Origin of the sequence: Virgibacillus oceani (genome assembly GCF_041521345.1) — a bacterium.
Classification (GTDB): domain Bacteria; phylum Bacillota; class Bacilli; order Bacillales; family Amphibacillaceae; genus Virgibacillus_N; species Virgibacillus_N oceani_A.
This window is the reverse complement of record NZ_JBGOHB010000012.1, coordinates 55,471-68,675: the sequence shown is the minus strand read 5'-3', so window position 1 is coordinate 68,675 and position 13,205 is coordinate 55,471. Positions and strand designations below refer to the sequence as shown.

Annotated in this window: 10 protein-coding genes and 1 pseudogene; all 11 read left to right on the top strand. The window is 40.3% G+C overall.

From position 1 onward, the window contains the following. Nucleotides 1-4 precede the first annotated feature (4 nt). The 11 genes and pseudogenes from ACDX78_RS10655 (at nucleotide 5) to uvrC (ending at nucleotide 13,170) form a co-directional block, all read left to right on the top strand. Entirely contained in the window at nucleotides 5-562 is a 558-nt protein-coding gene (locus tag ACDX78_RS10655) for a CvpA family protein (protein WP_486027712.1), read from the top strand. 72 nt (nucleotides 563-634) lie between these two features. Beyond that, nucleotides 635-2,353: a DNA polymerase/3'-5' exonuclease PolX gene (gene polX, locus ACDX78_RS10650; protein ID WP_486027710.1), complete on the top strand. Its 1,719-nt coding sequence runs from the start codon at nucleotides 635-637 to the stop codon at nucleotides 2,351-2,353. 34 nt (nucleotides 2,354-2,387) lie between these two features. Continuing rightward, the gene (locus ACDX78_RS10645) at nucleotides 2,388-4,730 is read left to right on the top strand and encodes an endonuclease MutS2 (RefSeq protein ID WP_486027708.1); all 2,343 of its coding nucleotides are present in this window, start codon (nucleotides 2,388-2,390) and stop codon (nucleotides 4,728-4,730) included. A 95-nt stretch (nucleotides 4,731-4,825) separates the two neighbouring features. After that, a complete protein-coding gene (locus tag ACDX78_RS10640) occupies nucleotides 4,826-5,230 on the top strand; it encodes a DUF350 domain-containing protein (RefSeq protein WP_486027706.1) in 405 nt (134 codons plus the stop codon). Between the two features lie 312 nt (nucleotides 5,231-5,542). After that, nucleotides 5,543-7,237, top strand: coding sequence for a long-chain-fatty-acid--CoA ligase (locus tag ACDX78_RS10635; protein ID WP_486027704.1), 1,695 nt, complete (start codon nucleotides 5,543-5,545; stop codon nucleotides 7,235-7,237). A gap of 127 nt (nucleotides 7,238-7,364) precedes the next feature. Continuing rightward, entirely contained in the window at nucleotides 7,365-7,946 is a 582-nt protein-coding gene (fadR, locus tag ACDX78_RS10630; RefSeq protein ID WP_486027702.1) for a fatty acid metabolism transcriptional regulator FadR, read from the top strand. A 55-nt stretch (nucleotides 7,947-8,001) separates the two neighbouring features. After that, nucleotides 8,002-8,775 (top strand): enoyl-CoA hydratase, encoded by a 774-nt coding sequence (locus ACDX78_RS10625; protein WP_486027700.1) that lies wholly within the window; start codon nucleotides 8,002-8,004, stop codon nucleotides 8,773-8,775. A 22-nt stretch (nucleotides 8,776-8,797) separates the two neighbouring features. Next, nucleotides 8,798-9,571: an electron transfer flavoprotein subunit beta/FixA family protein gene (locus tag ACDX78_RS10620; RefSeq protein ID WP_486027698.1), complete on the top strand. Its 774-nt coding sequence runs from the start codon at nucleotides 8,798-8,800 to the stop codon at nucleotides 9,569-9,571. A 202-nt stretch (nucleotides 9,572-9,773) separates the two neighbouring features. Next, nucleotides 9,774-10,745 carry an electron transfer flavoprotein subunit alpha/FixB family protein gene (locus ACDX78_RS10615; protein ID WP_486027696.1) on the top strand — a complete coding sequence of 324 codons (972 nt, stop codon included), beginning with the start codon at nucleotides 9,774-9,776 and terminating at the stop codon, nucleotides 10,743-10,745. 218 nt (nucleotides 10,746-10,963) lie between these two features. Continuing rightward, nucleotides 10,964-11,290 (top strand): annotated as a pseudogene (gene trxA, locus ACDX78_RS10610) (thioredoxin); the annotation flags it as partial. 89 nt (nucleotides 11,291-11,379) lie between these two features. After that, entirely contained in the window at nucleotides 11,380-13,170 is a 1,791-nt protein-coding gene (gene uvrC / locus ACDX78_RS10605) for an excinuclease ABC subunit UvrC (RefSeq protein WP_486027695.1), read from the top strand. The last annotated feature ends 35 nt before the right edge of the window (nucleotides 13,171-13,205 follow it).

Sequence of the window (13,205 nt, the reverse complement as noted above, 5' to 3'; positions counted from 1 at the left end):
GCACATGTTTAATTTCATATTAATTTTATTATTATTATTTGGTTTGTTAATGGGACTGAAACGGGGCTTTATTCTCCAGTTGTTTCATTTAATAGGTTTTATTGCGGCTTTTATCGTCGCAGTATTGTACTATGATGATTTAGGCTCCAGCATTTCGTTATGGATCCCTTATCCTGATATGTCGTCGGATGATGGTATATGGGCAGATTTCCTCCAAGCTTTGCCGCTGGAAGCTGCATTTTATAATGCGATTGCTTTTGCTATTATCTTTTTTGCTGTAAAAATTATATTGCAGATTATTGCTTCCATGCTGGATTTTGTTGCCTCTTTGCCACTGATTAACTCCGTGAATAAAATACTTGGTTCTGTCCTTGGTTTTGTCGAGGTCTATTTAATTTTGTTCATTATTTTATATATATTGGCCTTAACCCCGCTGGAGATGATTCAAACATGGATAAACAATTCCGGCGTAGCCCTTTTCATGCTGGAAAACACGCCCTATTTCTCTGAAAAAATCCAAGCATTATGGTTTACCCATATAACTGATATGTTCGAAGGCTGATTTTTCCTGCCAGACAGCCGATTTGAACAATTTGAAGGACTGGCTAATATATCGTAAAAGAAGGTGGTAGAAATGGCGATAAATAAAAAAGATATTATAAAACTGCTTGAGGAAATAGCGGTATATTTGGAAATCAAGGGAGAAAATACGTTCAAAATATCAGCTTACAGAAAAGCTGCCCAGGCACTGGAACAGGATGATCGATCCTTACCGGATATTGATGATTTCACAAAAATGAAAGGGATTGGCAAGGGAACAAGTACTGTCATAAATGAATACGTCGAAACAGGTTCTTCTGAAACATTAAAGGAATTGCAAAATGAAGTCCCGAAAGGCTTAATTCCTTTATTGGACTTGCCTGGACTGGGCGGAAAAAAAATATCGAAGCTATATCATGAGCTGGGTGTTACAGACCAGACATCTTTAAAACAGATGAGTGAAAATGGCCAGGTGGAAAAACTGGATGGTTTTGGCGTAAAGACGGCAAAAAATATATTAAAAGCGATTGAATCAGCAGGAAAACGACCGGAACGTCTGCCACTTGCCATTATGCTGCCGATTGCAGAGAAAATTGAAAGCTATGTAAAAGAAATACCGGAAGTAAGCAACTTTTCCAGGGCAGGCAGTTTAAGAAGGATGCGGGAAACAATCAGGGATATTGACTTTATCATTGCAACTGATCAACCACCAGTTGTCAGGGATGCATTACTTGAAATGGAAAATATTAAAGAAGTGATTTCAAGCGGAGAGACGAAAGTTTCAGTTACCATGGAGGAAATATATGATATAAATGTGGATTTTCGACTCGTAAATCAGGAAGAATTTGCTACCACGCTTCATCATTTCACAGGCTCCAAAGCGCATAATGTTGCTTTGCGGGAGCTTGCTAAGTCACGCGGTGAAAAAATAAATGAGTACGGCGTAGAAATAGAAGAAACGGATGAATTGATCACCTTTTCGGATGAACCGGCATTTTTTAATCATTTCAATTTGCATTATATCCCTCCTGAAGCAAGAGAAGATACAGGGGAGCTGGAAGCTTTTAAGGATGATATCTCCCTCATTGAGCTCTCAGATATACAAGGCGATTTGCATATGCATACCACTTGGAGTGACGGTGCACAGTCTTTGAAGGAAATGGTGAATGCTGCCAGAGAAAAAGGATATGCCTTTATAGCAATTACCGACCATTCGAAATATTTACGTGTCGCACATGGTCTGAATGAAACGAGATTAAGGAAGCAGCGGGAAGAGATTGCAAAGTTAAATGAAATGTATGATGATATCCATGTTTTTGCCGGTGTGGAGATGGATATTTTGCCTGATTCGAGATTGGATTTTTCCGATGAATTTTTAAAGGAAATGGACTTTGTGATCGGTGCGATTCATTCAAGTTTCAGTCAACCAACAAATATTATCATGGACAGGCTGAACCGTGCGCTGGAAAATCCGTATATTTCCCTGATTGCCCACCCGACAGGAAGGCTAATTGGCAGAAGGGACGGGTATAATGTTGATCTTGAGTCACTGCTTGAAAAGGCAAAGGAAACAAACACGGCACTCGAGATCAATGCAAATCCAAACAGGTTGGATTTAGCTGCCAATTGGGCACGTAAAGCACAGGAAATGGGTGTTACACTCGCAATTAATACAGATGCCCATAATTACGAGATGCTTGATCATATGAAATATGGTGTAGGCGTTGCCCGAAAAGGCTGGATAGAAAAAGACACCGTGATGAATACTTGGTCAAAAGAGAAACTTATCGCGGATTTTCAGCGTAATAAATAATCATTTGATCCGTGATCAAAAGGAGTTTGTTTCAATGTATGGTCGGATCCTTTATACACTTGAATTTCATAAAATCATTGAACAATTGAATAACCACGCGGAAACTTCACTGGGCAAGGATTTAACCAACAAATTAAAGCCGGTTGTCTCATTGGATGAGGTAGTCCACCTGCAAAATGAAACAGATGAAGCTGCCCAAGTCATTCGGCTGAATCAGGCTGTCCCTCTAGGGGGGATTTTTGATATTCGGCCAAGTCTGAAACGGAGTGTGATCGGCGGCGTCCTGACTACGAATGAATGTCTCGATGTTGCAAATACCGTTTATGGCGGACGGCAGGTAAAAAGTTTTATTGAAAAATTGGAGGAGACGTTCCCCATATTGGAGGATCTCGTCGACCGAATTACCCCATTACGTGAATTGGAAAGGCATATCAAAAGCTGTATTGATGACCATGGTCATGTAATGGACAGTGCCTCAGGAAAATTGCGAAGCATCCGTTCCTCTATCCGGACATTTGAAAGCCGGGTAAGGGAAAAATTAGACAATGTGACAAAAACAAAAAGCAATATGCTCTCGGATGCTATTATAACAATACGTAATGAACGGTATGTGCTACCTGTTAAGCAAGAATACAGAGGATCTATCGGCGGAATCGTACATGACCAGTCAGCATCAGGACAAACGCTCTTTATGGAGCCAAGAGCAGTTGTAGATTTAAACAATCAGCTCCAGGAAGCTATTTTAAAAGAGAAGCAGGAAGTCGAGCGCATCCTCCGCGAACTAAGTGAACATATAGCAAATGAAGAAATGTACCTTATGGAAAATGTTGCTGCACTGGCACACATCGATTTTATGTTTGCAAGAGCGAAACTTGGCAGGCGAATGAGGGCTACCATGCCAAAGATGAACGATCAAGGGTTCATCATGATGAAACAGGCTAGACATCCATTGATACCGGGAGATGAGGTTGTACCCAATGATATTGAAATCGGCAAAGATTTTACGTCTATCGTTATTACCGGCCCGAACACAGGCGGAAAAACAGTAGCTTTAAAGATGGTTGGTCTTTTTACGCTCATGGCTCAGTCAGGCATGCAGATCCCCGCTATGGATGGCTGTGAACTTGCTGTTTTTGATCATGTGTTTGCCGATATCGGAGACGAACAGTCCATTGAACAAAATTTAAGTACATTTTCATCGCATATGACAAACATTGTCTCTATCTTGAAAGAAGTGGATGATCGCTCACTCGTATTATTGGATGAACTAGGTTCTGGAACGGATCCACAAGAGGGTGCTGCGTTAGCAATGTCCATATTGGATGCAGTGATTCAGCGAGGTGCAAGGGTGATTGCTACGACACACTATCCGGAGCTAAAAGCTTATGGATATAACCGGGAAAAAGTGGTAAATGCATCAGTAGAATTTAATGTAGACACATTACAGCCTACTTACAGGCTATTAATCGGTGTGCCGGGGAGAAGTAATGCCTTTGAAATCTCAAAACGGTTAGGGCTGGAAGATGCTGTAATTAATCGGGCGAAAAGCCATATAGGCGTGGATTCCACCAGCATGGAAAATATGATTGCTGCACTGGAAAAGGCACAGATCGATGCGGAGAAAGAATACGAAGAAGCGCATCTGACATTAAAAGAAAGCGAAAAAATTCGACATGAAATAGATAATGCCTGGAATGAATTGGATCGCAAAAAAGAAGAAATATACAGGAAAGCAGAAGAAAAAGCAGAAAAAGCATTGAAGCAGGCTAGGGAAGAAGCAGAAGAGATTGTAGAGGAAATCCGCAAAATGAAAACAGACTCAGCATTAAAGGAACATGAGTGGATTGAAGCGAGGAAAATGCTGGAGGAAGCACAGCCTGATCTTTCGAAGAAACAGGAAGGTACAGATTTATCGTCCTCCAGGGAGAAAAAAGAACTTCACCCGGGAGATGAGATTAAACTTTTAACGATCAATCAAAAAGGAACAGTGCTGGAAAAAGTCACAGATAAAGAATACCTTGTACAAGTAGGTATTATGAAGGTAAAGGTAAAGCGGAGTGATCTTCAATTACTTGGCAAGAAAAAAGAAATCGTTGAAAAGCCGCTTGCCACAGTGAAGGGTTCCAATTATCACGTCAGACCTGAACTGGATTTACGCGGGGAAAGATATGAAGAGGCGCTTGGCAGGCTGGAGAAATATTTGGATGACGCCCTTTTGGCGGGCTATGCAAAAGTCTCCATCATTCACGGCAAAGGTACCGGTGCACTGAAAAAAGGGGTACAGGAATTTGTGAAAAATCATCCTCGTATCGCTTCGTCCAGATTAGGTTCAATGGGAGAAGGGGGAAGCGGTGTAACCATTATGGAGCTCCGCTAGCAAAATACTGGGATAATGTAACTGGGGAGTGTGCTAAATGCTCGCCCCACCGTAAAAATTTGTCCCTCTGTCCCATTAAAAAGGGGAAGATTGGCATGAATGTTTTTTGGGAAAATATCATCGTAAAAACTGCTGCAGGCTATAGTGTGGTCATTTTGTGCACACTGGTTTTTCTTGCTATTTTTGAACTAGTAACTTCCTATAAAAATTGGGATGAAATAAAAAATGGAAATTTTGCAGTAGCGATGGCCACAGGCGGAAAGATATTTGGAATCGCAAATATTTTCCGCTTTTCAATCGAGAAGAATGATACAATAATTCAACATATCGGCTGGGGTGCTTTTGGCTTTTTCCTGCTGTTATTTGGCTACTTTATTTTTGAATTCCTTACCCCAAAGCTTAACGTGGATGAGGAAATCGGCAAGGGAAATATTGCTGTAGGTTTGATTTCCATGGTGATTTCAATCGGCCTCTCATTTGTAATTGGAGCATATATATAGAAAAAATCGGCTGAAGCCTCCTATTTTCAGAGGCCAGAATTTAGATGCAAGACGCTGGATTGAAAAAAATGGAAAATGCTGATTTCAAAACCATATTTATTAAAAAAGGAGAATGAGCAATGGTTCTTGATCGCTTGGCAAAAATACTGTTTGTAGTTGCTGCTATTTTTTTAATAGTAGGGATTATTTATTTTCTGTGAGCATAAATTTAATGATATAGGTAAAAAAATCGCAAAACAGTCAGTTAAAATTTCAAAAAATATAAATTAATCGTTATAATAGGTATAAGCTACTATAAAAGGAGGAGAATGTATGGCAGAAGAAAAAATATGGCTTAAGCATTATCCGGAGGAAATCGCAGCAAGTATAGCTTATGATGAAGAGCCGCTGCATGCGTATTTGAAGAAAAGTGCTGAGAGAGACAAAGAAAAGAAAGCGCTTCACTTTATGGGGAAGGAAATGACGTTTGAGGAACTTTATGCCCAGGCAAAAAAGATGTCTCACTTCATGCAGGCTCATGGCCTGAAGAAAGGGGACAGAGTGGCCGTCATGCTGCCTAATTGCCCCCAAGGTGTCATTAGCTACTATGCAGCATTGATGGCCGGTGGGGTTGTCGTACAGACAAACCCATTGTACACAGAACGTGAACTGGAATATCAGATGAAGGATTCAGGAGCAACATTTATTGTATGTCTCGATATATTATTACCGCGGGTATCTAACGTAAGAGATAATACGGATATTGAGCATACAATTGTAACCGGTATCAAAGATTATTTGCCATTCCCAAAAAATCTGATCTACCCATTCATCCAAAAAAAGCAGTATAATATGGTCGTGAAAATAGAAGAAACAGAGGATACACATGGATGGCAAAAAGTGATTGAAAATACTTCTGAAGATTACACACCGGTTGACGTAAATCCACTGGAGGATCTAGCACTGCTTCAATATACAGGTGGAACAACAGGTCATCCAAAAGGTGTCATGCTGACTCATTATAACCTGGTGTCAAACGTTCAAATGGCTGATGCATGGTTATTTGAGAAAAGTGATTCCCAGGATGTCATCTTCGGTGTATTGCCGTTTTTCCACGTATACGGGATGACGACAGTAATGAATATGTCCATCATGAATGGCTCGAAAATGGTGCTTGTACCAAAGTTTGATGCTACAGAAGTGCTTAAAACCATTCAAAAACAAAAACCGACCATGTTTCCGGGAGCACCTACTATTTATATTGGAATTATGAATCATCCGGATGTGAACAAATATGATTTATCTTCCATCAGAGCATGTATAAGTGGCTCTGCACCATTGCCAGTAGAAATTCAACAGCGCTTTGAAGAAGTTACTGGCGGTAAGTTAGTTGAAGGTTATGGATTAACTGAAACCTCTCCAGTAACGCATGCCAATTTTGTGTGGGGCGGAGAAAAAGTGGTTGGAAGCATAGGACTTCCATGGCCGGACACTGATGCGAAAATTTATAACATGGAAAGTGATGAAGAAGCAGTCATAGGCGAGGTAGGCGAGATTATTGTTAAAGGCCCTCAAGTAATGAAAGGATACTGGAATAATAAAGAAGAAACCACGAATGTATTAAAGGATGGTTGGTTCTTTACCGGGGATCTTGGCTACATGGATGAGGAAGGATACTTTTATGTGGTAGACCGCAAGAAAGATATGATTATTGCCGGCGGGTTTAATATTTATCCGAGAGAAGTAGAAGAAGTTTTATATGAACATGAAGCCATCGCAGAAGCAGTAGTTGCAGGTATACCTGACCCATACCGCGGCGAAACTGTTAAAGCTTATGTCGTTTTGAAAGATGGCTATAATATAACAGAAGATGAATTAAATGATTTTTGCAGGGAAAATCTTGCAGCATTTAAAGTCCCTCGCTCTTATGAATTCAAGGATGAGCTGCCAAAAACAGCAGTTGGTAAAATCCTGAGACGACAGCTCGTTGATGAAGAAAAAGAAAAAGAAGCGACGGAACCGGTGTAAAGCTCCATCCCTCTTTTTTTCGAAAATAATTGTACAAGCTTTTCATTGACAGAAGCGTTTGGGACGAGTAGAATAATTAATGAATGATGATTCATTCATTTTTAATGGGTAATGTAAGGAGATATTTATGAAGAAGTATAAACCAAAGTATAAACAAATTATCGATGCAGCAGTTGTGGTAATCGCCCAAAATGGTTACCACAGCTCGCAAATATCCAAGATTGCCAAGCAGGCGGGCGTTGCAGATGGAACTATTTATCTTTATTTCAAAAATAAAGAAGATATTCTTGTGTCTGTCTTTGAAGAAAAAATGGGTCAGTTCATAGGGGAAATTTCCCAAAGTATAGAAGAAAAAGAAGATGCAAATGAAAAACTGCTTACATTAATCCATATGCATTTTAAACAGCTGTCTAATGATCACAACCTGGCAATTCTTACACAGCTAGAATTAAGACAGTCGGATCCGGAATTAAGAACAAAAATAAATGCAGTGCTAAAACCGTATTTAACCGTCATAGATTCCATCATCCAGGAAGGAATCAAACAGAATTTATATCAAAATGACCTAAACTTGCCGCTAGTTCGGCAAATGATATTCGGCACACTGGATGAAACTGTCACAAACTGGGTAATGCAAGGTCACAAGTATGATATTGTCAAACAGACATCGAAGGTTCACACTTTATTAACGAATGGATTTTCTGTATGATAGAAAATGTATGTAAGTGTTTTCTTGTATTTTTTAACGTTAGGGGGATAAAACTTTGAGTGCCATTGCGTACGAAACGAACCAGAATGTTGCCTATTTAACAGTTATGAGCCCGCCTGCAAACGCGCTATCTTCTGCTCTATTAAATGATCTCGCAGAAAACCTGGATAAAATAGAGCAGGACTCTCATATAAAGGCAGTAGTCATTAAAGGGAATGGAAATTTTTTCTCTGCAGGAGCGGATATTAAAGAATTCACTTCTCTAAGAGAAGCTTCTGATTACAAATCATTGGCAGAAAAAGGCCAGCAGTTATTTGATCGTATGGAGCATTTTCCCGTACCGATTATAGCAGCTATTCATGGCGCGGCCTTAGGTGGCGGACTTGAGCTGGCGATGGCTTGTCATATGCGTATAGTAACTGAAAATGCAAAACTGGGGCTTCCTGAATTATCACTGGGAATTATCCCGGGATTTGCAGGAACACAAAGACTTCCGATGTATGTTGGTACACCAAAAGCATATGAAATGATACTTACTGGAGAACCAATCAGCGGGAAGGAAGCTTATGAATTAGGTCTTGCAAATCATGTTACCGCTGAAGATGATGTATTTGTAAAAGCTATGAATCTTGCTGAGAAGATTGCCGCAAAAAGCAAGCTTACGATTAATAGTGTCATGCGCTTAATTCCGTATGCCAAGACGGGGCAATTTTCCCAAGGTGTACAAGCTGAAGCACATGAGTTTTCCGAGATATTCGGTTCCTGGGATGCCAAAGAAGGTGTACAAGCTTTTATCGAAAAACGCAAACCAAATTTTCAGGATAAATAGTAGTTTATAAGGAGGATATGTCATGAATATATACGTATTATTGAAAAAAACCTTCGATACCGAGGAGAAAATTAACGTTTCCAATGGAGAAATAGAAGATGACGGTGCAGAATTCATCATCAATCCGTATGATGAATATGCGGTGGAAGAAGCAATAAACCAGCGTGATGCACATGGCGGTGAAGTAACCGTTGTCACAGTTGGTGATGAAGACTCTGAAAAACAGCTGCGCACTGCCCTTGCTATGGGTGTGGATAAGGCAGTTCTTATCAATACGGAAGATGACCTTGAAGAAGGCGATGCCTTTACTACGGCAAAAATTCTGGAAACATTCTTTGAAGATAAAGAAGCTGATTTAATTTTGGGTGGTAATGTTGCCATTGATGAAGCCAGTGGGCAAGTGGGCCCGAGAGTGGCAGAGAGCTTGGGAATTCCTTATGTCACGACCATTACTGACCTGAAAATCGATGGTGAAAATGTAACGATAGAAAAAGACGTTGAAGGCGACGTGGAAATTGTGGAAACAAGCCTGCCAGTACTCGTTACTTGCCAGCAGGGCTTGAATGAACCCCGTTACCCATCTCTTCCGGGTATCATGAAAGCGAAAAAGAAACCATTGGAAGAGCTGGAAATCGATGATCTAGACCTGGATGAAGATGAACTGGAGCCAAAATCAAAAACAATCGATATCTTCCTGCCGCCGGAAAAAGAAGCAGGCAGAGTACTTGAAGGTGATGCCAGCGAACAGGTACAGGAACTGGTATCCATACTGAAAAACGACGAAAAAGTACTGTAAAAAAACTAAAGCGTGGCGTCAGTTTAGCGACGTACAGAATGAACTTTGGGACTCCGCTAATGTTCGCACCACCGTAAAGAGGTGCTGGTCGCCGGAAACGGGACGGGTAAAGTCTATTATACTATTAGAACATTTTATTAGTTTTAGCTGAATCGACAAACAAACTTTTATTCATTTTGCTGACAGAAGGGAGCAAGAAGACGTGAGTAATAAAGTATTGGTTATAGGCGAATCAAAAGATGGCGCATTGCGTAATGTATCATTTGAAGCAATCGCGGCAGCGAAAAAAATAAATGCAGATGAAATTGTAGGTGTTGTACTGGGCGCAGGTGATCTGGACGCACAAGGAGAAGAAATGATCAAATATGGTGCAGACAGAGTGGTAACTGTCACGCACAATAATCTGGAAAAATATACTTCCGAGGGTTACGGTCAGGCGGCATTGGCTGTCATTAACGATGAATCTCCGGATGGCATCGTGATGGGTCATACATCCATCGGGAAAGACCTGACACCAAAACTGGCAAGCAAACTGGGAAGCGGCCTTATTTCCGATGCTGTCTCGATAGATGTGGATGATGACAAAGCAGTATTCACAAGACCAATTTATTCCGGAAAAGCATTTGAGAAGAAAATCGTTACAGATGGAATGGCATTTTTCACTATTCGTCCAAACAATATCGCATCACTGGAAAAAGATGACGCTCGTTCAGGAGATGTTACCGCTAAAGAGGTGGATGTAACAGATATCCGGACCGTTATTAAAGATGTTATCCGCAAAGCATCAGAAGGTGTTGATTTATCAGAGGCAAACGTCATTGTTGCAGGCGGACGCGGGGTGAAAAGCAAGGAAGGCTTTGAGCCGCTATACGAACTGGCAGAAGTGTTGGGCGGTGCAGTAGGTGCTTCACGCGGGGCATGTGACGCTGAGTACTGTGATTACTCCCTGCAAATCGGACAGACAGGTAAAGTAGTCACACCTGACTTATACATTGCTGTAGGTATTTCCGGAGCTATCCAGCATCTGGCCGGTATGTCTAACTCGAAAGTAATTGTTGCGATCAATAAAGATGCTGAATCAAATATCTTTAATGTGGCGGGCTATGGGCTAGTTGGGGATTTGTTTGAAATTGTTCCAATGCTGACAGAAGAAATTAAAAAGCTGAAACAATAAACAAATAAAATGGCTGTCTGTTAAACTTGATTCCAGGATTTCTGAAGAAGGAAGAGGGGTTATCAGGCAGCTTTTTTTAATACTTTAATTTCTCCTGCTTAACAACCTTGTAGTTTATCAGCAGTGGCTTCATTTGTTACAATAAGTGCATAAGCAGATTATTAGTATGAGAAAATAATTAATGATATACTTTCTTTTAAAGTGATGAAAGATTAAGGAGGAATAATAAAATGGCTATTGTAAATGTAACTGACCAAAATTTCTCTCAAGAAACTTCTGAAGGCCTGGTTCTGGCTGACTTTTGGGCTCCGTGGTGCGGACCTTGTAAAATGATTGCACCAGTCCTTGAGGAAATTGATGGGGAAATGGAAGATAAAGTGCAAATTGTTAAATTGGATGTAGATGAAAATCAGGAAACAGCCGGAAAATACGGTGTAATGAGTATTCCTACACTTTTATTATTTAAAAATGGAGAAGTTGTAGATCAGATCATTGGATTCCAGCCAAAAGAAGCACTTGTTGATATCATTAACAAACACGCTTAAAACATGATATAATAATGATATGAAAAAGTTGAAAATCCCTTGTTGCACTCTGTGACAAGGGATTTCTAATGCATGAAGGATTGAAAAATATGAACTCGACGATAAAAGAAAAATTAGCTGTTCTGCCGGCACAGCCGGGCTGTTATTTAATGAAGGATAAACATAATACCGTGGTCTATGTGGGTAAATCAAAGCTGCTTAGAAACCGGGTGCGTTCCTATTTTACGGGTGCTCATGATAAGAAAACACAGCGGCTCGTTCAGGAAATCGAAAACTTTGAATACATTGTTACCACTTCCGAAATGGAAGCACTTATTCTGGAAATGAATTTAATTAAAAAATACGATCCAAAGTACAATGTCATGTTAAAAGACGATAAATCCTATCCTTATTTAAAGATTACTTCGGAAAGACATCCCCGCTTATTAATCACAAGACAAGTGAAAAAAGATAAAGGGAAGTACTTTGGCCCTTACCCGAATGTGATTGCAGCAAGGGAGACTAAGAGACTCCTGGATAGGCTGTATCCGCTGCGGAAATGCAATAACCCGGCGGGAAGAGTCTGCCTCTACTATCATATGGGGCAATGCCTGGCGTGCAGTGAAAAACCGCCGCCTGCGAAAACGTATGCAAAGATCGTACAAAACATAAGCTCTTTTTTACATGGTGGATTTAAAGATATTAAACAGGATATAAAAAAGAAAATGTACGAAGCAAGCGAACAGCTGAACTTTGAAAGGGCAAAAGAGCTTAGGGATCAGATTCAGCATATTGAAGTTGTTATGGAACAACAGAAAATGACACTGAATGATCGGAAAGACAGAGACATTTTCGGTTACAGCTATGATAAAGGCTGGATGTGTATTCAAGTGTTTTTTATCAGACAGGGCAAATTGATTGAACGGGACGTGGCGGTTTTTCCTTTCTTTGATACACCGGAAGAAACGTTTATCAGTTTTATCGGCCGGTTTTATCTCCATCAGCACCATTTAAAACCGAAAGAAATACTACTTCCCATTGGCACAAATAAAGAAATGGTGGAAAATTTGCTAGAGGTAGATGTCCATATACCGATGAGAGGCAGAAAAAAAGAACTTGTAGAGCTTGCCGTTAAAAATGCGGAAATTGCGTTAAATGAGAAGTTTACATTGATCGAAAGAGATGAAGAACGAACGATTCTCGCCGTTGAAAAACTGGGAAAAGTGCTGAACATAGAGCTGCCGCACCGTATCGAAGCATTTGATAATTCAAACATACAAGGGACAGACCCTGTTTCTGCTATGGTCGTGTTTATTGACGGAAAACCGAATAAAAAAGAGTATCGGAAGTATAAAATACGAGATGTCGATGGTCCGGATGACTACGAAACAATGCGGGAGGTTATACGTCGTAGGTATAGAAGAGTAATAAAGGAAGAACTTCCACTACCGGATTTAATCATTGTAGACGGCGGTAAGGGACAAATGAGTGCTGCTATTGATGTATTGGAAAATGAATTAGGTCTAGATGTACCATTATGCGGTTTAGCCAAGGACGATCGCCATAAAACAAGTGAACTTCTTTATGGTGATCCAGCTACCGTAGTCCCTTTGTTCAGACAGTCACAGGAATTTTACCTCGTACAGCGGATTCAGGATGAAGTTCACCGGTTTGCGATCACATTTCATCGGCAATTACGCGGTAAAAACCTATTTCAATCGGAGCTGGATAAGATACCGGGTATTGGTGAGAAAAGAAGGAAGCTATTATTGACGCATTTTAGGTCAGTTGGAGAAATTAGAAAAGCCTCTGTAACAGATATTACGAACTTGGGTATTCCAGAGAATACTGCCAAGGATATTGTTCAGCATTTAAATACAGAAAATGAAAAAAAGCTGTAGAGTTAATATTACACTGCAGCTTTTTCTGCATTCCA

Excerpts from the sequence above, each read along its gene's own strand:
- fadR (WP_486027702.1), top strand. The coding sequence starts at position 7,365 with ATGAAGAAGTATAAACCAAAGTATAAACAAATTATCGATGCAGCAGTT.
- uvrC (WP_486027695.1), top strand. The coding sequence starts at position 11,380 with ATGAACTCGACGATAAAAGAAAAATTAGCTGTTCTGCCGGCACAGCCG.
- ACDX78_RS10620 (WP_486027698.1), top strand. The coding sequence starts at position 8,798 with ATGAATATATACGTATTATTGAAAAAAACCTTCGATACCGAGGAGAAA.
- ACDX78_RS10655 (WP_486027712.1), top strand. The coding sequence starts at position 5 with ATGTTTAATTTCATATTAATTTTATTATTATTATTTGGTTTGTTAATG.
- ACDX78_RS10640 (WP_486027706.1), top strand. The coding sequence starts at position 4,826 with ATGAATGTTTTTTGGGAAAATATCATCGTAAAAACTGCTGCAGGCTAT.
- ACDX78_RS10635 (WP_486027704.1), top strand. The coding sequence starts at position 5,543 with ATGGCAGAAGAAAAAATATGGCTTAAGCATTATCCGGAGGAAATCGCA.
- ACDX78_RS10645 (WP_486027708.1), top strand. The coding sequence starts at position 2,388 with ATGTATGGTCGGATCCTTTATACACTTGAATTTCATAAAATCATTGAA.
- polX (WP_486027710.1), top strand. The coding sequence starts at position 635 with ATGGCGATAAATAAAAAAGATATTATAAAACTGCTTGAGGAAATAGCG.